General features: G+C 70.7%; 20 protein-coding genes. 5 read left to right on the top strand and 15 right to left on the bottom strand.

Annotation, left to right across the window (positions count from 1 at the left end):
- On the top strand, positions 1–591 hold the full coding sequence (locus ACLBWP_RS01250; protein ID WP_243563235.1) for a hypothetical protein: 591 nt from the start codon (positions 1–3) through the stop codon (positions 589–591).
- A 309-nt stretch (positions 592–900) separates the two neighbouring features.
- Here the strand turns inward: ACLBWP_RS01250 and ACLBWP_RS01245 are convergent, their stop codons facing one another.
- The 4 genes from ACLBWP_RS01245 to ACLBWP_RS01230 all read right to left on the bottom strand — a co-directional run bounded on the left by ACLBWP_RS01245 (position 901) and on the right by ACLBWP_RS01230 (position 4,944).
- Entirely contained in the window at positions 901–1,584 is a 684-nt protein-coding gene (locus ACLBWP_RS01245; RefSeq protein ID WP_243563234.1) for a hypothetical protein, read from the bottom strand.
- A complete protein-coding gene (locus ACLBWP_RS01240) occupies positions 1,581–1,727 on the bottom strand; it encodes a SapB/AmfS family lanthipeptide (protein ID WP_243563233.1) in 147 nt (48 codons plus the stop codon). The genes ACLBWP_RS01245 and ACLBWP_RS01240 overlap by 4 nt, the downstream gene beginning before the upstream one ends.
- Before the next feature lie 413 nt (positions 1,728–2,140).
- On the bottom strand, positions 2,141–2,293 hold the full coding sequence (locus ACLBWP_RS01235; RefSeq protein ID WP_447653711.1) for a hypothetical protein: 153 nt from the start codon (positions 2,291–2,293) through the stop codon (positions 2,141–2,143).
- A gap of 284 nt (positions 2,294–2,577) precedes the next feature.
- Positions 2,578–4,944 carry an ATP-binding cassette domain-containing protein gene (locus ACLBWP_RS01230; RefSeq protein ID WP_447653710.1) on the bottom strand — a complete coding sequence of 789 codons (2,367 nt, stop codon included), beginning with the start codon at positions 4,942–4,944 and terminating at the stop codon, positions 2,578–2,580.
- Positions 4,945–5,021: 77 nt separating this feature from the next.
- Here ACLBWP_RS01230 and ACLBWP_RS01225 point away from each other — a divergent pair, with 77 nt between their 5' ends.
- Complete coding sequence (locus ACLBWP_RS01225) at positions 5,022–5,414, top strand: VOC family protein (RefSeq protein ID WP_243563230.1); 393 nt, start codon at positions 5,022–5,024, stop codon at positions 5,412–5,414.
- Here the strand turns inward: ACLBWP_RS01225 and ACLBWP_RS01220 are convergent.
- Positions 5,398–5,880, bottom strand: coding sequence for an NUDIX hydrolase (locus ACLBWP_RS01220; protein ID WP_243563229.1), 483 nt, complete (start codon positions 5,878–5,880; stop codon positions 5,398–5,400). The two genes, ACLBWP_RS01225 and ACLBWP_RS01220, sit on opposite strands and share 17 nt — an antisense overlap.
- A 22-nt stretch (positions 5,881–5,902) precedes the next feature.
- On the bottom strand, positions 5,903–6,667 hold the full coding sequence (locus ACLBWP_RS01215; protein ID WP_447653709.1) for an SDR family oxidoreductase: 765 nt from the start codon (positions 6,665–6,667) through the stop codon (positions 5,903–5,905).
- A 171-nt stretch (positions 6,668–6,838) separates the two neighbouring features.
- Here ACLBWP_RS01215 and ACLBWP_RS01210 point away from each other — a divergent pair, with 171 nt between their 5' ends.
- Positions 6,839–7,312 (top strand): NfeD family protein, encoded by a 474-nt coding sequence (locus tag ACLBWP_RS01210; RefSeq protein ID WP_243563227.1) that lies wholly within the window; start codon positions 6,839–6,841, stop codon positions 7,310–7,312.
- Positions 7,309–8,523, top strand: coding sequence for an SPFH domain-containing protein (locus ACLBWP_RS01205; RefSeq protein ID WP_447653708.1), 1,215 nt, complete (start codon positions 7,309–7,311; stop codon positions 8,521–8,523). Before ACLBWP_RS01210 ends, ACLBWP_RS01205 begins: the two co-directional genes overlap by 4 nt.
- A 71-nt stretch (positions 8,524–8,594) precedes the next feature.
- Here ACLBWP_RS01205 and ACLBWP_RS01200 read toward each other — a convergent pair whose 3' ends face one another.
- The 9 genes from ACLBWP_RS01200 to ACLBWP_RS01160 form a co-directional block, all read right to left on the bottom strand.
- On the bottom strand, positions 8,595–8,945 hold the full coding sequence (locus tag ACLBWP_RS01200; protein ID WP_071300770.1) for an RNA polymerase-binding protein RbpA: 351 nt from the start codon (positions 8,943–8,945) through the stop codon (positions 8,595–8,597).
- 151 nt (positions 8,946–9,096) lie between these two features.
- On the bottom strand, positions 9,097–10,641 hold the full coding sequence (gene lnt / locus ACLBWP_RS01195; RefSeq protein WP_447653707.1) for an apolipoprotein N-acyltransferase: 1,545 nt from the start codon (positions 10,639–10,641) through the stop codon (positions 9,097–9,099).
- Between the two features lie 11 nt (positions 10,642–10,652).
- On the bottom strand, positions 10,653–13,124 hold the full coding sequence (locus tag ACLBWP_RS01190) for a DEAD/DEAH box helicase (protein WP_447653706.1): 2,472 nt from the start codon (positions 13,122–13,124) through the stop codon (positions 10,653–10,655).
- Positions 13,121–13,873: a twin-arginine translocase subunit TatC gene (tatC, locus tag ACLBWP_RS01185; protein ID WP_243563383.1), complete on the bottom strand. Its 753-nt coding sequence runs from the start codon at positions 13,871–13,873 to the stop codon at positions 13,121–13,123. Before tatC ends, ACLBWP_RS01190 begins: the two co-directional genes overlap by 4 nt.
- Before the next feature lie 730 nt (positions 13,874–14,603).
- Positions 14,604–15,575, bottom strand: a complete 972-nt coding sequence (locus ACLBWP_RS01180; RefSeq protein WP_243563223.1) for a helix-turn-helix transcriptional regulator — start codon at positions 15,573–15,575, stop codon at positions 14,604–14,606.
- Positions 15,568–16,605, bottom strand: coding sequence for a helix-turn-helix transcriptional regulator (locus ACLBWP_RS01175; RefSeq protein WP_243563222.1), 1,038 nt, complete (start codon positions 16,603–16,605; stop codon positions 15,568–15,570). The genes ACLBWP_RS01180 and ACLBWP_RS01175 overlap by 8 nt, the downstream gene beginning before the upstream one ends.
- A 6-nt stretch (positions 16,606–16,611) precedes the next feature.
- Positions 16,612–17,523 (bottom strand): FKBP-type peptidyl-prolyl cis-trans isomerase, encoded by a 912-nt coding sequence (locus tag ACLBWP_RS01170; RefSeq protein ID WP_243563221.1) that lies wholly within the window; start codon positions 17,521–17,523, stop codon positions 16,612–16,614.
- A 43-nt stretch (positions 17,524–17,566) separates the two neighbouring features.
- On the bottom strand, positions 17,567–18,658 hold the full coding sequence (locus ACLBWP_RS01165) for a tRNA (adenine-N1)-methyltransferase (protein ID WP_447653705.1): 1,092 nt from the start codon (positions 18,656–18,658) through the stop codon (positions 17,567–17,569).
- Positions 18,655–19,437: an HAD family hydrolase gene (locus ACLBWP_RS01160; protein ID WP_447653704.1), complete on the bottom strand. Its 783-nt coding sequence runs from the start codon at positions 19,435–19,437 to the stop codon at positions 18,655–18,657. The genes ACLBWP_RS01165 and ACLBWP_RS01160 overlap by 4 nt, the downstream gene beginning before the upstream one ends.
- Before the next feature lie 149 nt (positions 19,438–19,586).
- Between ACLBWP_RS01160 and ACLBWP_RS01155 the strand changes: the two genes are divergently transcribed.
- On the top strand, positions 19,587–20,519 hold the full coding sequence (locus ACLBWP_RS01155; protein WP_243563218.1) for a proteasome assembly chaperone family protein: 933 nt from the start codon (positions 19,587–19,589) through the stop codon (positions 20,517–20,519).
- The last annotated feature ends 245 nt before the right edge of the window (positions 20,520–20,764 follow it).

Raw genomic sequence — 20,764 nt, 5'->3', positions numbered from 1 at the left:
ATGCCACACCACGAACGACCGAGTGCGTTCGCACCGTACGCCCTGGGGGTGCTGCTCTCCACGATCGGCGGAGCCGCCCTGTTGGTGAACGCCATCGGAGGGTACGCCGACGACCCCGGTGGATCGCGCACGTCACTCGTCCTGTTGGTCGCGGCCCCGTGCGCGCTCGCGGTGTTCGGGTTCCTGAGCGCGGTTCCCCACCGTCGTCGGCGACGGAGGCTCGAGGCCATGTTCCCGGAGAGTCTCATCGTCGACGTCATCGTGCTGCCCACGACCCGGGCCACGTTGCAGCTCGACGACGAACTCCGACGGAGCTACACCGCGAGCTTGGTGTTCGCGGCAGGAGGGTTCACCGTGTGGAAACGCGGGACGTTCGGTGTTCGCCGATGCGGCGAGGTCACCCACCAGCTGCGGGACGTCGGGATCGGCACCGCCACGGTGTCGTCGGTCACGGTTGCCGCGCTGACCGGCACACTCGATGGTGGGGCTCCGCTGCAGCTGCCGTTGCTGAGCCCCCGGAGTCCGTTCACCATGGCCGCAGGCAGTGCCTTCGTCGACCGGGTGGTCCGGGCGATCTCGAAGACGACATGATCGGATCTGGGGGAGGGAGCGACCGTCACGCATGTCTGCGGGTGAGCGCCAGTGTGCTCCCTCGTTGAGTGGCGGCCACGGAGACGCTGCTGCGCGGATCGTTCGGCTTGTGGGGATCGCGGATGGAGGGGAGGTTCGGGATTGTCCGGGTGGTGCAACGCCGCGAAGGGGGACTCGCCACGCTCTGCCGCTACCCGCCGGCACCGTGATGAGGTCCGACTGCCTGGGAGCTGACCGGACACGATGGTGGTTCTGATCGCGACGATGACCGGGACATGACCCGATTCCATAGGTGGGCGTTCGAACGACTCAGTGCACGGAGCCAGGTGGGTGTTCGCGTTCATGGCGGGCGAGGTTGCGGATGGAGAGCACAAGGCTGGTGAATGCCCCCGAGAGGGCGGCTATCGCGGCCGTGATCACTGTCGCTGCGAGGTTGTCGGTCACGCTGACCGCGAGGCCGAGCACCCCGGCGCCTGTGATCCCGACCGCGCCAACGAACTGCGGCGCGTAGTGCAGGTCCTCCTGACTGAATCCACGACAGACCCCGGCGGTGAAGAGGGCACCGCCGACGGCGAGTCCCACGGCAAGGATCCGGACTGCGACAACGAGAGCCTTGGAGGAGAGTGTCCCGTCCTCGGCCATGTTCTGGACCAGCTGGATCATCATGAGAGCGCACGCGCTGAGAACAACGACAGCGGCATCGGCACGGAGCGCGCGGAACACAGCTGGCAGTGCAACCAACGGGAACCGCCGATTGAGGACAGTACGCACCGCGAACGCGATGAACACGATCAGGCCGCAGACGCCAACGAGTGCTGGTGCGATCGCCGCGAGGCTGTTGCGTCCGATGGTGATGGGTTCGCCGTCCTGTCGGTCCAAGCTCAGGATGCCGGGTGGGGTGCGTACCGCGAGGAAGGTGACCGTGACGGTGGCGGCGGCCCAGGTAGCCGCGCCCACCCACGGGTACGTGTACCGGGGCCGCCGCGTGTTCATGGTGTGCAGAGCGCAGCGCTGAGCGTGCTGCTGATGCAGACGGACAGGCTCACTGTGCTGATGACGATGGTCGGGGTGGAGTTCACCCCGTCGCGGCTGGGATTGCCGCCCCGGAGGGCTTGCAGATCGAGCATGTGCTTCATCAGTCGAGCTCCTAGCAGAGAGAAAGGGACAGGCTGCTGCCACACACCGCGACGCTGACGGTGCTGAAGCGGGGTTCAGCACCTGTGGTGGTCGGCGTAGTGCCGTGTCGTAGCCAACATCTCACCGGATACGTTTCACGTCAAGAGGAGTTCAGGAAGAATCTCAGTCCAGTGGTACTCACCGCTGCATCAGGCGATCGACGGGTGTCTCGCAACGCGGTCGATTCAGGTCAGCCGCGGCCGCGTCAGCTGGGTTGGTCGGAGACTGTGATGAGCGTGGGCTGACATAATATGCATTATCGGCGCACTCGTCGATCCTGCGAGCGTGGCTCGTCGGTGCTCGCACAACGAGAAGCACCCGACACCGTGGGTGCCCGTGGTGCCGGGTGCTACTGGTTGTGCGAACGCGCGGTTCAGGCGTCCGAGGTCGGGACGTCGTCCGCGTCGATCTCGAGCGCTGCGTCTTCGCGTCCGGATTCCTCGACCGCGTCGGTGTCGGTGTCGGGCTGCTCGGGAGCGTCGGTCTGGGTGGTCTCTTCCGAAGGGTCTGGCTGGCTGTACGTCATGCGCAGGACGCTACGCGCGCGGTCCTGGGACCGATGACGGGCTGGAGGCTCGGCGTCGGTCGTGCGCGGAGCCTCCGGTCCGGCGGTCCGCGGCGGACGGTCGGCTCCGTCCGTCCGCTCGTTCGCTCGCTTCGCGGCGTCCGCTCGCTTCGCGGCGTCCGCTCGCTTCGCGGCGTCCGCTCGCTTCGCGGCGTCCGCTCGCTTCGCACCCCGCAGCGGACATCGCGCCCCGGCGCGCCGGTGCGCGATGTCCGCCCGTGGGTGCGACGCGCGCTTGCCGGTGGTCAGGCGCCGACGTAGGCGGCCAGGTGCTGCCCGGTGAGCGTCGACCGGGCCGCGACGAGCTCGGCGGGCGTGCCCTCGAAGACGATCCGGCCACCGTCGTGGCCGGCACCCGGGCCCAGGTCGATGATCCGGTCGGCGTGGGCCATCACGGCTTGGTGGTGCTCGATCACGATGACGCTCTTGCCGGCATCGACGAGTCGGTCGAGCAGCGCGAGCAGCTGTGCGACGTCGGCCAGGTGCAGGCCGGTCGTCGGTTCGTCGAGCACGATGACACCCCCGGGTTCGCCCAGGTGCGTCGCGAGCTTGAGGCGCTGCCGTTCACCACCGGACAGCGTCGTCAGGGGCTGACCGATCGTCAGGTACCCGAGTCCGACGTCGACCAGACGCTGCAGGATCGCGTGGGCGGCCGGGATGCGCGACTCCCCTGCGGCGAAGAACTGTTCGGCCTCGGCGACCGGCATGGCCAGGACCTGGCTGATGTCCTTGCCACCCAGGCGGTACTCGAGCACGGACGCATCGAAGCGCTTGCCGTCGCACTCCGCACACGTGGTGGAGATCCCGGCCATCATGCCGAGGTCGACGTAGATCACCCCGGCGCCGTTGCAGACCGGGCAGGCCCCCTCGGAGTTTGCGCTGAACAGCGCGGGCTTGACGCCGTTGGCCTTGGCGAAGGCCTTGCGGATCGGCTCGAGCAGCCCGGTGTAGGTCGCGGGGTTGCTGCGCCGCGAGCCCTTGATCCCGCTCTGGTCGATCGCGACGACGTCGTCCCGCGGCGACAGCGAACCGTGGATCAACGTGCTCTTGCCGGACCCGGCGACGCCCGTCACCACGGTCAGCACGCCGAGCGGGACGTCGACGTCCACCGCGTGCAGGTTGTGCCGGTCGGCACCGCGGATCTCGATCACGCCGGTGGGAGTCCTGACCGAGGCCTTGACGGCGACGCGGTCGTCGAGGTGGACGCCCGTGACGGTCCCGCTCCCCCGCAGCCCGTCGACGGAGCCCTGGTAGCAGAGCGTTCCACCGCAGGTGCCGGCACCAGGACCGAGGTCGACGACGTGGTCGGCGATCGCGATGACCTCGGGCTTGTGTTCCACCACCAGGACGGTGTTGCCCTTGTCCCGCAGGCGCAGCAGCAGGCGGTTCATCCGCTCGATGTCGTGCGGGTGGAGACCGGTGCTCGGTTCGTCGAACACGTAGGTGACGTCGCTCAGGGCCGATCCGAGGTGCTTGACCATCTTGACGCGCTGGCCTTCACCCCCGGAGAGCGTGCCGGTCGGACGGTCGAGCGACAGGTAACCGAGGCCGATCTCGACGAACGAGTCGACCGCGTCACGGAGTCCGTCCAGCAACGGCCGGACCGAGGGTTCGTCCAGTGCGTGCAACCACGTGGCGAGGTCGGTGACCTGCATCGCGCTGACGTCGGCGATGCTCTTGCCCGCGATCTTCGACGAGCGCGCGACGTCGTTCAACCGCGTGCCGTCGCAGTCCGGGCAGGTGGTGAACGCCACAGCACGATCGACGAACGCCCGGATGTGTGGCTGCATCGCGCCGCGGTCCTTCTGCAGGAACGAGCGCCGGACCCGGAGCACGAGCCCTTCGTAGGTCATGTTGATGCCGGCGATCTTCTGTCTGACCGGTTCGTGGTACAGGAAGTCCTGCAGCTCCTGCGGTGTGAAGTCGCGGATCGGCTTGTCACGGTCGAAGTACCCGGACTCGGCGTACAGACGGACGTTCCACCCGTCGGTGCCGTACCCGGGGATCGTGAGGGCTCCGTCGGACAGGGCCCGGCTGTCGTCGAAGAGCTGGGCCAGGTCGATGTCCGACACGCTCCCCCGGCCTTCGCACCGCGCGCACATCCCGCCCAGGCGACTGAACGAGACCTTCTCGGCCTTGGCGTCGAGGCCGCGCTGCACGGTGATCGCGCCACCGGCGGTGACCGTCGCCAGGTTGAACGAGAACGCGTTCGGCCCGCCGATGTGCGGCTGCCCCAGACGACTGAACAGCACCCGGAGCATCGCGCTGGCGTCCGTGACCGTCCCCACGGTGGACCGCGGGTCGGCGCCGATGCGTTCTTGGTCGACGACGATCGCCGTCGTCAGGCCGTCCAGCACGTCGACGTCCGGGCGTCCGACCGACGGCATGAAGCCCTGCAGGAAGGCACTGTAGGTCTCGTTGATCATGCGCTGTGACTCGGCAGCGACGGTCGCGAAGACCAGCGAGCTCTTGCCGGAACCGGAGACCCCGGTGAAGACGGTCAACCGGCGCTTCGGCAGGTCGACGTCGACGTCCCGCAGGTTGTTCTCACGCGCACCCCGGACGCGGATGCGGTCGTGGCTGTCAGCAGCCGGGGCCTGGGGTGTGTCCATGCGATCAGGCTACCGACGGGTACCGACCCGGCAGAAGACCCGGACACGACCTGTGGAGAACGGCCATACTGACCCGCATGGCACTCCGCTGGTACTCGATCGTCGTCGACAGCCACGACCCGCACGCGCTCGCGCGGTGGTGGGCCGAGACCCTCGCCTGGCCCGTCGTGTTCGAGGCCGAGGACGAAGTGGTCATCGCTCCCCCGGGCTCCGAGCAGCTCGAGGGCACGGTCCCCCGCGAACAGCTGCCCCAGGGCTGGGTGTTCGTCCCGGTTCCCGAGGACAAGACCGTCAAGAACCGACTGCACATCGACCTGGCTCCGGCGCCGGACGACGACCACCAGGGGCAGGTCGACACCCTCCTCGTCCGTGGCGCGACCCTGGCCGACGTCGGTCAGGCGGATGCACCGTGGGTGGTGCTCGCCGACCCCGAGGGCAACGAGTTCTGCGTCCTCACTCCACGGGAGTGACGCCGACCCCTTCGCCCGCGCCAGCCCGACGCACCAGGTCGGGCAGCTCGGCGGGCTCGAACGGCTGGTCGGTGGTGTCGAGTTCGTCCGCGGTCCACCACCGCCAGGCGTGGATGTCGACCCGCTCGTCGTCGGTCCACTCGTCGTCGGACATCGTGAACCCCGGCGTGCGGACGACGTAGAACTCGGAGTGCCCACGGTCGTGGTCCGCCTGGTCCCAGGTGACGTCGAAGTCCCACGACCACACCGGCTCGCCGGGGTCGGTGATGACGATGCCCGTCTCCTCGCGGAGTTCGCGGACCGCGGCTTCCCGGTGGGTCTCCCCCGGGTCGACGCCGCCGCCCGGCGTGATCCAGCGGTGGAACCCGTCGCTCGACGGTGCGTTCGTGTCCATCAGGAACACACGACCCCGGGGGTCGAGCAGCAGGATTCGGGAGGTTCGGCGCAGGCCGGGCTTGGCGGTCACCGGCCCGACGCTACCGCGCGGGTCAGGACTGCGTGAAGCCCGAGACGTCCCCCACCAGCCGGGTGTGGTCGGACGGGATCGGCTCGACCGCGGCCAGGGCGATCTCGGCCGCGAACTCGGACACGCTGTACAGCTTGCCCACCTCTTGCCGACGCCCCTCGATCGCGCCCGGGTTCAGGCGGTTCAGGAGCGTCGCGGTGATCGTGCCCTCGATCATGTCGCCGGAGACGACGACGAACTCGATGCCGGCTGCTTCGAGCTGCGGGACGAGCTCGCGGAGGGCCAGTTCCCCGGCACGCTTGCTCTTGGCGACGGGGAGGTACTCGTCCATCGTCTGGGCGGTCTCGACGAAGTGGGCCTGGTGGCTCGTGACGAACACGACACGCGAGCCCGCCGCCATGTGCGGCACGGCCGTCTGCAGCATGTCGACCTGCGCGTCGCGGTTCAGGCGGAGCGCGTAGTCGTCGCCCATGCCCGACTCCATGCCGCCCGAGGCGTTGAGGACCAGCAGGTCGATGCCGCCCCAGGCCCCGACGACCGCATCGACCATGGCCTGCACCGAGGCGTGGTCGGTCAGGTCAGCGCCGACGGCCAGCGCGTCCCCACCGGCAGCGACGATGCCCTCGGCGATCTGCTCGGCGCGACGGGCCTTGTTGCGGTAGTTGACGACGACCTTCGCGCCGGCCTCGGCCAGGTACCCGACCGTGTCGGCCCCGATCCCGCGCGAGGACCCGGTGACGAGGGCGCGCTTGCCTGCGAGTGCTCCGGCTGCGAGGGGGTTGCTCACGGTGTCCTCCTGTGGTTCGGGCCCGCTCGTCGGGCCCGGACGAGCCTACCAATCCCCCGGAACGGCCCGATCCGCAGCCCGATGTCGGTCGTCATCAGATATGTTGAACGGACTTGAACCGGTCGAGCGCGAAGCCGCGCCGCCGAACGCGTCCGAGGGAGGGAGGACCGCGTGAACATCACCGAATGGGTCCAGGCACTCGTCTGGATCGCCCTGGTGCTGGTGCTGGGGGTCGTCGAGGTCTTCACACTCGACTTCATCTTCATCATGCTGGCCGCCGGAGCCGCAGGCGGGCTCATCGCCGCACTGATCGGGGCACCGTGGTGGCTGTCCGCCATCATCGCCGCGGTGTTGGCGCTCGTGCTGCTCGCCCTGGTGCGGCCGCGCGTGCTGCAGGCACTCGGCCGCAACGCCGACCCGCACCGCACCGGCGTCGAGGGACTGGTCGGCATGCCCGGCACGGTCGCCGTCGCCTTCACCCCGTCGTCGCCCGGCCAGGTCCGCCTGGCCAACGGCGAGACGTGGAGCGCGCGCATCGACGCCGCAGCACCCGAACGCACACCCGCGCTCGGCACCCATGTCGTCGTCGAGTCCATCGAGGGCTCGACCGCCGTCGTCCGCATCCAACAGAAGGCAGCTCCATGACCCTCGCACCCGGGACGATCGTGCTCCTCGTACTGATCGTCGTCATCGTCATCTTCGTGATCACCGTCCTCGCCAAGGCGATCCGCATCGTCCCGCAGGCGACCGCGGGCGTCGTGGAACGGCTCGGCAAGTACCACAAGACCCTCTCCCCCGGGCTGAACCTGCTGGTGCCGTTCATCGACCGTCTGCGGCCGCTGCTCGACATGCGCGAGCAGGTCGTCTCGTTCCCGCCCCAGCCGGTGATCACCGAGGACAACCTGGTGGTCTCGATCGACACCGTCGTCTACTTCCAGGTCACCGACGCCCGCGCCGCGACCTACGAGATCGCGAACTACCTCGGCGCCGTCGAGCAGCTCACCACGACGACGCTCCGCAACGTGGTCGGTGGCCTGAACCTCGAAGAAGCGCTGACCAGCCGCGACAACATCAACGGCCAGCTGCGTGTCGTCCTCGACGAGGCGACGGGCAAGTGGGGCATCCGGGTCGGGCGCGTCGAGCTCAAGGCGATCGAGCCGCCCGTGTCGATCGTCGACGCCATGGAGCAGCAGCTGCGTGCCGAGCGCAACCGTCGTGCCGCGATCCTGCAGGCCGAGGGCACGAAGCAGTCGCAGATCCTCGAGGCCGAAGGTCAGCGACAGGCCTCGATCCTGGCGGCCGAGGGTGACGCCAAGGCCCAGGTGCTCCGCGCCGAGGGTGAAGCCCAGGCCATCGCGACCGTGTTCGAGGCGATCCACACCGGCGACCCCGACGAGAAGCTGCTGTCGTACCAGTACCTGCAGACGCTCCCGAAGATCGCCGAGGGCTCGTCGAACAAGCTCTGGATGATCCCGAGCGAGTTCACCGAGGCGCTGTCCGGCATCGCGAAGGGCTTCACGGCGACACGCTCGGGCGGAGCCACGGGCGGCCCGAGCGCCGGCGGCGGCGCCGACTTCCTCGAGAAGATCTCCAAGCTCGCCAACGAGAGCCTCGCCACCACCGCGGCGACCGCGGCGACGAGCTCCGCGGGCCGTCCGTCCGCTGATGCCACCGCGGCCGACATCGTGCCGGACTCCGCGCTCGACGAGCGCCTGGCGGAGTCGAACCGCAGCGTCGAGGAGAAACTGGCCGCTGCGGCCGACGCCACCCGCCGCCAGCTTCGTGATGACGAGCGCCAGCGCGATGACGAGCGCCAGCGCGACGGCGAGCAGACGTCGCCGCAGCAGGAGCAGTAGCTCCGCCCCCGCACGGCACGTCGAAGGCCCGCTCCCCCGATGGGGAGCGGGCCTTCGTGTTCGTCGGTCTGCTAGGCGCCGCGACGGGCACGCAGGAACGCCAAGCGCTCCTGCAGCAGTTCCTCGAGCTCTTCACGTGAGCGACGCTCGAGCAGCATGTCCCAGTGGGTGCGGGGCGCCTTGACGTCCTCTGCCGCGACCTCGACGGGGACTCCGTCGTCGCCGAGCAGCCGGCCCTCGCGCCCGCTGCGCGGGTCGTTCCAGCTCTGCGGGACCTCGGCGTCGGCCGAGAAGACCACGTCGAACGTCTCGCCGGACTCGTCCTGGTAGACCGCACGCTTGCGGTCGGAGAGCTCGACGCCCTCTTCGCTCTGGAGGCTCTGACTCCCGAGCCGCATGCCGCGGAGACTCCGATCAGCCATGGTGGACTCCTCTCAGTCGTTCACCCCTTGCAACACTGTCCCACGCGCTGCCGTTCCGACACCGGCGCATTCACAGTCCCTTCCCAGTGCAGCGCCGAGCGCACACACCGTGATGCGACGACCGTGCAGCACGCGGTGGGTCGACCCGGGGTCAAGAGCGGCGGCCTCGACGCCCCCAGGGTGCGCAGGCCAGCAGCACGAGCAGCCCGCCGAGCGACAACACCAGCGCGATGAGCCCGGAGGCCACGGTCGCCGGGGTCGTCGACGTCCCCAGGGGCACGTCGGTCACCATGGACGTCGCCGTGTACTCCGGCACCCGGTCGATCGTTCGCCCGCTCGGGTCGATGACCTGCGAGGCGCCGACGGTGGAGATGTTGACCAGCGACCGCCCGGTCTCGATCGCTCGCATCCGCGCGATCTCGAGCTGCTGCAGGTTCTCGTCGGTGCCCGAGAAGTCCGCGTTGTTCGTCTGCGCGAGGATCACCTGCGCTCCCCCGCGCGCCATGTCGCGGGTCAGCCCGTCGTCGACGATGTCGAAACAGATCGCGATGCCGGCGCGGATGCCCGCGACCGGCAGCACGTTCGGCTTGGTCCCGGGCGTGTAGTCGCGCTGCAGCAGACCGATCAGCGACGGCGCGAGCTTGGAGAAGAACCAGCGGTCGGGCACGTACTCCCCGAAGGGCACCGGCCGCTTCTTGTCGTACGAGGCCTGCCACCCGTCGGCGGTCCACACGAAGGACGTGTTGTGCAGCACTCCCGAGGGGGTCTGCGTGATGGCACCGGCGACCAGGGGCGCATCGACCGACCGGACGACGCTGTCGAGCGCGGTCGCGATGACGGGTTGCACACGCGGGTCGAACTCCGCCGAGGCCTCGGGCCACACGACCAGGTCGACGTCCTTCGCGTCGACGTCGGTCGCGGCGACCTGCGACTGCAGGACCTCGCCGGGTTGCGCGCGGTCGAAGTAGCCGGCCGGACCGTTGCCCTGCACGGACTCGATGCGGATCGTGCCCTGCGTCGCGGTCGGCCAGGCGGGCACCGCCAGCACGACGGCGACGAGCAGGCCCGCCGTCGCGACGCGCATCGGCAGCCGGATCCCGCCGACGAGTGCGAGCGACACGACCACGGCGACGCAGTAGACGACGACGAAGGACAGGCCGAGCACGCCCACGTACGCGGCCAGGTGCGCGAACGGGCTGTCGGACTGCGACAACCCGACGCGCCCCCAGGCGAAGCCGCCGTAGGGCCAGCTGCCCGAGAACCACTCGCGTCCGGTCCACAGGGCGGCGATCACGGCCGGGAGGCCCCACACGCGTCCGGCGGTCGAGGTCACGACCCGCGCGACCCACCGGTACGCGAGCGCGATGACGACGCTGCCGAGCGCGAACATCGCCGCTTCGAACAGCGCCAGTGCCAGCCACGGGACCGGGCCCAGGTAGCGGCCGGCCCACGAGATGGCCGGCACCCAGAACGCGACACCGCCGAGGTACCCGATCCATGCCGCACGCCGCCAGCTCTGTCCCATGGCGGCCAGCAGCAGGCACGCGACCGCTGGGTAGGCCAGGAACCACCAGCCGGGTGACGGGAAGGACAGCGCGAACAGGATCCCGCCGACCACCGTGAGCGGGAGTGCCTGGGCGACCGGCAGCGCCGAGAAGGGGCCGCGCGGACGCGCGGCAGTGTCGAGGACCTGCACCGGGCCTCCTGTCAGACCGTCGCGTAGGCGACGATGCCGCGGCGCACCGCGTCCGTCGCACGGCGGGCGGTGTCGGCGAGGTCCGGGTCGCCGGCGTTCTTGATCTGGTCGAGCAGGTCGATGACCTGCTTGGACCAGCGGACGAAGTCGCCGGCGGCCAGGTCGAGCGAGCGCAGCACGTCGTCGAGTGCGGACCCGGACGCCCAGCGGAACATCCCCAGCGCGATCGCGGGCGTGGGCGGTTGCGAACCGGCGAGCCGGGCTTCGCGTTCGACGTCGTCCAGGCGCGACCAGATGGTCAGGGTCTGGTCGAGGGCCGGACGGAACGGTCCCCGGGGCAGGGCGTGCTCGGTGCCGGGTGCGTCCTCGCGGCGGGGCTGGTAGACGATCGTCGCGGCCATCGCCGCCAGGTGGCCCGGGGTCAAGTCCTTCCAGACGCCGGCTTCGAGGCACTCGGCGACCAGCAGGTCGCGCTCCCCGTAGATCCGCTGCAGGCGACGGCCACCGGCGGCGACCACGAGCTCACCGTCGCCACGGGCGGTCGAGTGCTCGTCGGACGGGTCTGACGGCACCAGGTACCCCAGCTGCAGGAGCACGTCGGTGACACGGTCGAACGTCGTGGCGACCGCACCGGTGCGGGACCGGATCTGCTGCAGGAGCTTGTCGTTGACGCGCTTGAGCTTGTACCAGCGCTCCGCCCACCGGGCGTGCGCCTCGCGGTCGGGGCAGGCGTGGCAGGGGTGGCGCTGCAGTGCGCGGCGGACCTCGGTGATGGCGGCCTGCCGCTCGGCGCGGGCCCCGTGCGAGGCCTCGCGTCCACCTGGGACGTTCGTGCGCTCCAGGTCGGACAGCTCGCGCCGGAGCGCGGCGTACTCGGTGAAGTCGCCGAGGTGGCACGCCATCGACTTCTGGTAGCCGTCGAGCGACTCCTGCTGCGAGCGGACCTTGCGCGCCAGGTCGACGACCGAGCGGTCGGCTTGGAACTGCGCGAACGAGGTCTCGAGGACCTCACGCCTGCGCTGCCGACCGAACTGCTCGATCAGGTTGACGGCCATGTTGTAGGTCGGCTTGAACGATGAGTTCAGCGGGTAGGTGCGGCGACTGGCCAGCGACGCGACGGCCTGTGGTTCGAGGCCGTCCGACCACTGGATCACCGAGTGGCCCTCGACGTCGATGCCACGGCGGCCGGCGCGCCCCGTCAGCTGCGTGTACTCCCCGGGGGTGATCGGGACGCGGGCCTCGCCGTTGAACTTCTCGAGCTTCTCGAGCACGACGGTGCGTGCGGGCATGTTCACGCCCAGCGCCAGCGTCTCGGTGGCGAACACGACCTTGAGCAGCTTGCGCTGGAAGAGGTCCTCGACCACTTCCTTGAACGCGGGCAGCATGCCAGCGTGGTGCGCCGCGACGCCCCGCTCGAGTCCTTCGAGCCACTCCCAGTACCCCAGGACCGCCAGGTCCTCGTCGAGCAGGGTGCGGCAGTGGTACTCGGCGGTCTCACGGATCTCGTTGCGCTCGTCACGCGTCGTCAGCGACAGCCCGGACCGGACGACCTGGCGGACGCCCTGGTCGCACCCGTTGCGGCTGAAGACGAAGAAGATCGCGGGCAGCAGCATCCGCTCGTCGAGCATGTGCGCGATGTGCTCGCGGTGCGCCTTCTCGGTGCGTGGGCCCCGGCGGTCGACGTAGCCGCCGTGCCCCCGGCGGCCGCGGTGCCCGCCGCGCGCGTCGTTGCGCGACCCGCCGCCGACCAGCCGCAGCAGTTCGGGGTTCACGCGGTTCGTCGCCGCCGCACCGGACGAGTCGAACAGGTCGACCATCTTGTTGCCGACCAGCACGTGCTGCTCGAGCGGGACGGGTCGGTCCTCGGACACGATGACGTCGGTCTCGCCCCGGACGGTCTGCAGCCAGTCGCCGAACTCCTCGGCGTTGGAGACCGTTGCCGACAGCGACACCAGACGGACCTCGGTCGGCAGGTGCAGGATCACCTCTTCCCACACGGCTCCGCGGAACCGGTCGGCCAGGTAGTGCACCTCGTCCAGCACGACCCACGCCAGGTCGTCGAGCAGGTCGGAGTCGGCGTAGATCATGTTGCGCAGGACCTCGGTCGTCATGACGACGACGCGGGCGCGCGGGTTGACGTTCGTGTCACCGGTGAGCAGCCCGACCTCGGACTCGCCGTAGGCCTGCACGAGCTCGGCGTACTTCTGGTTGCTCAGGGCCTTCATGGGCGTCGTGTAGAACACCTTGGCGGTCGGCTGCCGCATGGCCAGCCAGATCGCGAACTCGGCGACGATCGTCTTGCCGGCGCCGGTCGGGGCCGCGACCAGGACGCTGCGGCCCTGGTCGAGCGAGTCGCACGCGGCGAACTGGAACGGGTCGAGATCGAAGCGCAGGTCGCTGCGGAACAGCTCGAGGTTGCGCGAACGGTTCCGGATGCGCGCTGCCTGGAACCGTTCGGCAGCGCTGAGACTCGTGTCGGTCACAGGCCGTACTCGGCGTCCAGCTTGGCCTGACGCTTGGCGACGCGGCGGTCGTGGAACCAAGTGATCACGCACGCGGCGACGTAGAGCACCGTCATCGGCACGGCGAGCAGGAACATCGAGATGACGTCGGCGCTCGGGGTGACGATCGCGCAGAACACCAGGATGCAGAGGATCGCCACACGCCAGGACTTGATGATGGCCGCCGCGGTGAGCACGCCGACGAAGTTGAGCAGCACCAGGAACACCGGCAGCACGAACGCGATGCCGACCGCCACGATGAGCTTGATGGTGAAGTCGTAGTAGGCCTTGGCGTCGACGATCGACGTGTCCTGGCTGGAGACGAAGCTGCCGAGGATCCCGACGATGTGCGGCAGGACGTACCAGCCGAAGTAACAGCCGGCGAAGAACAGCGGGATGGCGGTGCCCAGGAAGCCCCACACGTACTGCTTCTCGCGGCGCACGAGGGCCGGGACGATGAACGCCCAGATCTGGTAGAGCCACACCGGGCTGGCGATGACCACACCGATCGTGATCGCGATCTGCAGCTTCAGGTCGAACGCGCCCGTGATCATCGGGAAGTTCAGCTCAGCGGTGTGCCCGCCGACCTTGGCGAGCTCGGAGACCGGCGCACGCAGCGAGTCGAGCACGAACGGGGTGAGGAACCACCCGCCGACCGCCCCCACCAGGACCGCCAGCACCGCCTTGAAGAGCCGGTTGCGCAGCTCGATGAGGTGCTGCCCGAGGGACATGCGGCCTTCGGGTTCCTTGGGACGGCGACCCTGCCGCTTCTCTCGCCCGCTCGCGGTCGTCGAAGCCATGCTCCGATCCTACGGCAGCGGGACCGACAGTCCCCGGCACCGCCGCGAACGCACAGGTCGCGCGCGTCGAGTGGCCACGACACCCCGCTCGCGTCCGCCGAGCGGTCGGAGAGCGTCGGCTCCGGCTCGCCGGACCGACGGCCAGTGACCACCCGGCGGTCGGCAGACGGGGTGTCGTGGCCGGTGGTCGCCGGCCTGGAGGCCCGTGGCGGCGCCGCCACGGGCCTCCCGTCCGTCACGGCCCGGCCACCTGCCCGCGCGACCGGTCACGACACCCCGCTCACGTCCGCCGAGCGGCCGGCCACCTGCCCGAACGACTGGTCACGACACCCCGCTCGCGTCCGCCGAGCGGCCGGCCACCTGCCCGAACGACTGGTCACGACACCTCGCTCGCGTCCGCCGAGCGGCCGGCCACCTGCCCGAACGACGGGTCACGACACCCCGCTCACTTGCGCCGAGCGGTCGGAGACCGTCGGATCCGCCGGCGCCAGCCGACCGTTCGTGACCACTCGCCGGCCACCGGCCGGGGTGTTGCGACCGGTGGACGGGCAAGCCGGCACCGCCCGCCGGGCGCGAACCCGCCGGGCGCGAACCCGCCGGCCGCGAACCCGCCGGGGACGTGCGTCGGCGACGGGGTCGGCGGCGTGCGTCGGAGGGTGGGTCAGCCGGCAGCGAGTGCGGCCGCGGCGAACGCGCGGACCGCGTCGCGGGCCGCGGGCGGATCGAGCACGACCGCGCGGCCGGGCAGCCCCGCGACCAGCCGGACCACGCCGTCGAACCCGGCCGACGCCGCCAGACGGATGCGGACGCGGCCGTCCCCGTCGGGCGCGTCGGCGGTGTCCGCGAGGAAGTCCGCCACCAGGGGCAGCGACGATGCCTCGAGCTCCACCGTCACGATGACGTCCGTCGCCGACTGCTGGAACAGCGTGTCCGGGATCTCGACGTCGTCGATGGAGTGGGTCGCGGCGCGCTCGTCGACCCGCACGGCCGACATCCGGTCGAGGCGGAACGTCCGGAGCGCCTGGCGGTCGAGGTCCCAGGCCCGCAGGTACCAGTCGGTGTCGATCGACTCCACCCGCAGCGGGTCGACCCGACGGGTGCTGCCCTGCGTGCGCGGGCCGACGTAGTCGAACACCAGACCACGGTGACCGGACATCGCCTGGCGGATGGTGGTCAGCGTGGCGTCGTGGAGTTCCTGTCCCACGGCGACCGTGCCGGCGGCGCCGCCAGCACCCCGCGACAGCTTCGCCATGAGCGAGCGGATCGCGTCACGGTCGGCGGCCTCGGGCAGCGCGGACAGGTACTGCAGTCCGGCGATGAGCGCCGAGGCCTCGCGCGCCGACAGCCGCGGCGAGTCGTCGATCGCGACCAGGTTGGTCAGCACGATCATGTCGTTCTGGTCGAAGTCGTCCCAGGCGATGTCGAACAGGTCACCGTGCTGGTACTGCATGGTCTCGCCGGGGATCCCCGACACGGCGATGAGCTCGACGGCACGGCGGATGCGGGTCTCCGAGACGCCGAAGTGCCGGGCGGCTTCGGCCACCGAGACCCGTTCGCGATCGATCAGGTACGGCACCAGGGCGAGCAGGAACGCGAGCTTGTCCTGCGCCTGCAGGGGTTGGTTCTCAGCCACGAGCCCGCCCTTCGTCGCCGTCGGGTCCGCCGTGGTCGGCGACCAGACCGCGCAGCCGAGCGGTCACCCGGTCGCGCATGTCGTCGGGCTCGAGCACGTGGACCTCGGGTCCGAAGGCGGCGAGCTCCTCGGCGAGGATCTGCGGATCGACGTAGTGCACGAGCAGGACGCCGGGTTCGCGGGTGGTGGTGTGGCGCCGGCGACTGAGCCGCCGTTCGGCATCGGACCCGCTCGTGACGGCGATCGCCGCCGTGCGCTCGGACCAGATCCGGTCGAGCTCGGCCAGCGCGTGCTCTCCTGCTCCGGCCGGCGCCGGGTGCTTGCCGGCACCGAACTGCGACACCGTGCCGACGATCCGCGACAGCAGGTAGTTCTTGTTGCCGCCCGTCGACGGCTCGTGCGCGGTGAGCATCCACCGGCCGCCGTGTTGCACCAGTGCCAGGGGTTCGACCTCGCGGCGACGGGCCTGGTGCTCCCCCGGCGTGATGTAGTCGAACCGCACGGCCGCTGCCCGGTCGAGGGCCGAGCGCAGCGGCTCGAACGCAGCGTCGCGCGCGCGGAGCCGCGGTGCGTAGGCCGCGGTCTCGAGGGCCCCGGCAGCGGTCTCGTCGTCGCCGGCGGACCGCACCTTGAGCAGTGCTCGTCGGGAGTCCGACGACAGCGCGCCCTCGCGCCACGCCATCGCGGCGAGGGACAGCAGCGCGGACTCGTCCGGGGTGAACCGGACGTCGAGGGGCAGGTCGTACTCGCCCTTCGGGATCCGGTACCGCAACGTCTGGTTGTTGCCGGCGGCTCCGGGGGTCTCGATGGTCTCGAGCGGGATACCGAGGTCGCGGACGTCGTCCTTGTCCCGCTCGAACTGGCGCTCGAGCGACGCGTTGTCACCGCCGGCGGCGAACCGCTGCCGGTAGCCCTGCACGTTCGCCAGGATCTCGGACTTGGTCAGACCCGACTCGGTGGACAGCAGCGCGAGCACCAGGCTGAACAGGCGTTCCTCGGCCGGGACGCGCGGCACACGGGTGGTCGGCACGGCGTCCTAGGACCTGACGGATCCGAGCACGTCGATGACGTACGCGTACGCGGCACCCTGCTGGTGCACGATCGCCAGGACCTGGTCGCCGACGCGACTGCCCACCAGTGCGCTGCGGACGCCCTCGGCGATCTGGCCCTTGGCGAGCGGGATGGTCTGCGCGCCGGTCCCGTCGGTCCAGCTCGACCCGGCGACGGTGGAGTCCGCCCCCCACGAGACGGCCGTGTACTTGACGATCGCGGTGTCCTTCGCCGTGAGCCGCGAACCGGAGCCCTTGCGGAGCAGGTGGGTCTGGTCGCCGGAGGGCGCGGCCGTGGACGGCACGGTGATGCCCGGTGCACCGTCGGGAGCCAGCACGACGGCGGGCATCCCCTCGGCGGCGAGCTGCGGCGTGCCGGTGGCCCGGGCGTCAAAGGCCTTCTCGACGTCGATCACGGCGACGACGGCGGACTCGGACTTGGAATTGCTGGTGGAGGCTGCGCCGCTGCTCAGCGCGCTCTGTGGCAGAGCGACCGCGAGTCGGTCACCGACGCGGGCGCACTCGAGTGCCGTGCCGAGCGCACCGGCGTTCTTCGAGCCCGCCGTGATCGGGGCGACCTGGCCGTTGTAGCCGCTGGTCTGCGCGACCTTGCCGGTCGTGCCGTCGACCAGCGTGTACTCGATGAGCACGGGCGTGCCGTCGCCGATCTGCCGGCCGGTGCCCTGCTTGACCACGGAGACCTGCGTGCCCTTGGTGGTCAACCCCGTCGGGATCGAGACCTTCGGTTCCTTCCCGAACGCACCCGTCGCGGTGACCGCCTCGGACGCAGCCCCGGGGGCGTTGCAGCTCGACGGCGTCGACCCGGCGCCGTTCGACGCGCATGCGGTGAGCGATGCGGCCAGGGCGATGGTGACCAGGAGTGCGGGGATGGTGCGCACGGACCCTCTTTCCGTTGGGTGCAGGACGAGCGACGGAGGTAGCCTACCGGTCCTCGGCAGGGGTCTCGGCCGTCTCCACAGCCGGGTGTCCGGTGGTGTCGGCGGCCTCGGCAGCGGCGACCTTGCGGGCCTGGGCCGCCGCCTGGCGCGCCACCTTGCGGAGCTTCTTGTCGCTGGCGGACCGGTCTCCGACCGCTCCGGGCGTCCAGGCCTCGACGTCCTCGTCGGAGAACTCGGCCTTGCCTGCGCGACGCTTCAGGTTGGGGAGCACGACGCCGTCGGCCAGGCGTCGAGCGGTCACGAGGAACCCGGTGTGGGCCACCATGCGGTGGTCCGGACGCACCGCCAGGCCCTCGACGTGCCAGGTCCGCACGAGGGTCTCGCTCGACTGCGGATCCGTGAAGCGCCCGGTGTCACGGAGCGCCTCGGCCGTGCGCGAGAGCTGGGTCACGGTCGCGACGTAGCAGACCACGAGTCCACCGGGCACCAGGGCGTCGGCGGCGACGTCGACGCACTCCCACGGCGCGAGCATGTCCAGCACGACACGGTCGACGCTCTGCGGTTCGGCGGCGGCAGGCAGCTCCTCGACCAGGTCGCCGACGGTGACGCTCCAGTTGTCCGGCACGGCACCCAGGAAGGTGCCGACGTTGCCCCGCGCGATCTCGGCGAACTCGTCGCGGCGTTCGAACGACTGCAGGCGACCGGTCGGACCGATCGCCCGGAGCAGCCAGAGGGACAGCGCACCCGAACCGACACCGGCCTCGACCACGCGGGCACCGGGGAACACGTCCGCGAACGCCACGATCTGGGCGGCGTCCTTCGGGTAGACGATCGCGGCACCGCGCGGCATCGACATGACGTAGTCGTTCAGCAGGGGCCGCAGCGCCAGGTACTCGTCGCCCGAGCTCGCCGTGATGACGGACCCGTCGGGCTGGCCGATCACGTCGTCGTGCGCGAGCATGCCGCGGTGGGTGTGGTAGATCACACCGGGCTCGAGCGACAGCGTCGTGAGCTTGCCCTTCGGCCCGGTCAGCTGGACGCGGTCGCCGGCCCGGAACGGGCCGCGCGGCGGGGTGTGCGGCGCACCACCGGCCGTGTGCGGCAGGCCGGTGGTGTCGGGCAGTTCGGCGTTCATCGCGCACCGCCGTCCGCGACGGGGGCCGACGCGTCGACCGCAGCCGGGCCTCCTGTGCGGACCTGTGCGGCACCGCGACCGGACGCGCCGGACCGTGCCGCCAGCGCGGGCGAGGTCAGGGCGACCAGGCGGTCCACGTCGACCCCGGCCAGCGACGTCAGGTAGACGTCGCCGGCGGTCTCGGGCAGCGGGACGATGTGCTCGACGGCGATGGTGACGGCACCCGAGGCCACCGCTGCGGCGACGCCCGTGGCGGAGTCCTCGATCGCGACGCACGCGGTGGCGTCGACCCCGAGCTGGGCGGCGGCGGACAGGTAGGCCTCGGGGTGCGGCTTCGGGTGCTCGACGTCGTCCCCGGCAACGACGACCCGGAACGGGTGGTCGGCCAGCGCGTCGGCAGCGACGAGCGCCATCGTCCGGCGCGACATCGTGACGAGCGCGGTCGGGATGCCGCGGGCGTGGAGCTCCTCGATGAGCTCACGGGCACCGGGCCGCCAGGGCAGGTCGTCGTGCGCCAGGCGCTCCATGACGTAGGCGGTCATCCACTGGACGATCTCCTCGACCTCCATGTCGACGCCCTTGTCGCGCAGGATCTCGCCCGAGCGCTCGAGGCCGCTGCCCACCAGGGACAGCCCGTCCTCGTGGGTCCACTCGGCTCCGTACCGGGCGGTCAGTTCCACTTGGGACTGCTGCCAGATGGGCTCGGTGTCGATGATCGTGCCGTCCATGTCCCACAGCACGGCTGCGGGCTGGACGAGGGCGGGAGGATGCGCGGTCACGGGCGTCGAGTCTACCGGGGCGGACCGACCGTCCCGGCCCCACGCGGGCGGGCCGGGCTCGGGCGGCGCGCGTCCGGGGGCCTACAGTGGATGCCTGATCGTGCGGGGCGTCCGTCGCGCCCCGCTCCACCCTCCGAGAGGTCCGCTCCGTGCCACAGCACTCCCCCTTCCAGGACGGCCGACTCCTGGTCGTCGCGTTCGAGGGCTGGAACGACGCCGGTGAAGCCGCCAGCGGTCTCGCCCGACGGATCGTCGACGCACTCCAGCTCGACGAGCTGCGCGAGATCGACGGTGAGCAGTACGTCGACTACCAGTTCAACCGACCGAACGTGGGCAGCGACGACAACGGCGTCCGCGGCATCCAGTGGCCCCGGATCGTCCTGCACGGCCCCGGTGAGCTCGGACGGCCCGTGATCGGCGCCGGCGGCTCCCCCGCGGACCGCGACGTCTTCGTCCTGGTCGGCCCCGAGCCGTCCCGCACCTGGCGTGCGTTCTGTGCCGAGGTCATCGACCTGGCCGACGTCTACTCCATCGACGCGGTCGTGTTCGTCGGCGCGATGCTGGCCGACGTCCCGCACACCCGGCCGATCTCGGTGTTCGTGTCGAGCGAGAACGCCTCGGTCCGTCAGGCCTTCGACGTCGACAAGTCCTCGTACGAGGGCCCGACCGGCATCCTCGGTGTGCTGTCCGACACGATGGACAAGGCCGGCCTGACGACGCTCTCGCTCTGGGCATCCGTGCCGCACTACGTGCACAACGCGCCGTCACCCAAGGCCACGCTGTCGCTGCTCGACAAGATCGAGGAGCTCGCCGACGTCACGGTCCCGCGCGGCACCCTGCTCGACGACGCCACCGAATGGGAAGAGGGCATCGACGCACTCGCGGCCGACGACGAGGACATGGCGTCCTACATCGGGCAGCTCGAGCAGGCCCGCGACACGGTGGACTCCCCCGAGGCCTCCGGCGACGCGATCGCGCAGGAGTTCGAGCAGTACCTGCGGCGCCGGGAGCGCAAGGACGGCAAGGACGGGGGCGGTCAGGCGGGCGAAGGGCCCTGGCGGCCACCGCAGCCGCCGCAGTAGCGGCGACCGACCGACGGACGGGAGGCCCGGTGCCAGCTGGCCCCGGGCCTCCCGTCCGTCCGCGGTGCGGTCTGGTGCGGTCTGGTGCGGTCCCCGGCCGACTGGTCACGACACCCCGCTCACCTCTGCCCACCGGTCACGGAACGTCGTTCCGCGCGGCCCCACCCGACGATCTTCGACCAGTCGACGAGCGGCGGGCGGGGTGTCGTGACCAGTCCCGACGCCCGTTCGTCCCGACGCCCGTT

The organism is Microbacterium sp. M1A1_1b, from assembly GCF_053345565.1.
The sequence above is the reverse complement of the archived record's forward strand: the minus strand, read 5'-3'. Positions and strand labels throughout refer to the sequence as shown.

What these genes read in the sequence shown, in the direction of transcription:
- ACLBWP_RS01250 (WP_243563235.1), top strand. Translation starts at nt 1, where the DNA reads ATGCCACACCACGAACGACCGAGTGCGTTCGCACCGTACGCCCTGGGG.
- ACLBWP_RS01245 (WP_243563234.1), bottom strand. Translation starts at nt 1,584, where the DNA reads ATGAACACGCGGCGGCCCCGGTACACGTACCCGTGGGTGGGCGCGGCT.
- ACLBWP_RS01240 (WP_243563233.1), bottom strand. Translation starts at nt 1,727, where the DNA reads ATGAAGCACATGCTCGATCTGCAAGCCCTCCGGGGCGGCAATCCCAGC.
- ACLBWP_RS01235 (WP_447653711.1), bottom strand. Translation starts at nt 2,293, where the DNA reads ATGACGTACAGCCAGCCAGACCCTTCGGAAGAGACCACCCAGACCGAC.
- ACLBWP_RS01230 (WP_447653710.1), bottom strand. Translation starts at nt 4,944, where the DNA reads ATGGACACACCCCAGGCCCCGGCTGCTGACAGCCACGACCGCATCCGC.
- ACLBWP_RS01225 (WP_243563230.1), top strand. Translation starts at nt 5,022, where the DNA reads ATGGCACTCCGCTGGTACTCGATCGTCGTCGACAGCCACGACCCGCAC.
- ACLBWP_RS01205 (WP_447653708.1), top strand. Translation starts at nt 7,309, where the DNA reads ATGACCCTCGCACCCGGGACGATCGTGCTCCTCGTACTGATCGTCGTC.
- ACLBWP_RS01200 (WP_071300770.1), bottom strand. Translation starts at nt 8,945, where the DNA reads ATGGCTGATCGGAGTCTCCGCGGCATGCGGCTCGGGAGTCAGAGCCTC.
- tatC (WP_243563383.1), bottom strand. Translation starts at nt 13,873, where the DNA reads ATGTCCCTCGGGCAGCACCTCATCGAGCTGCGCAACCGGCTCTTCAAG.
- ACLBWP_RS01165 (WP_447653705.1), bottom strand. Translation starts at nt 18,658, where the DNA reads ATGAACGCCGAACTGCCCGACACCACCGGCCTGCCGCACACGGCCGGT.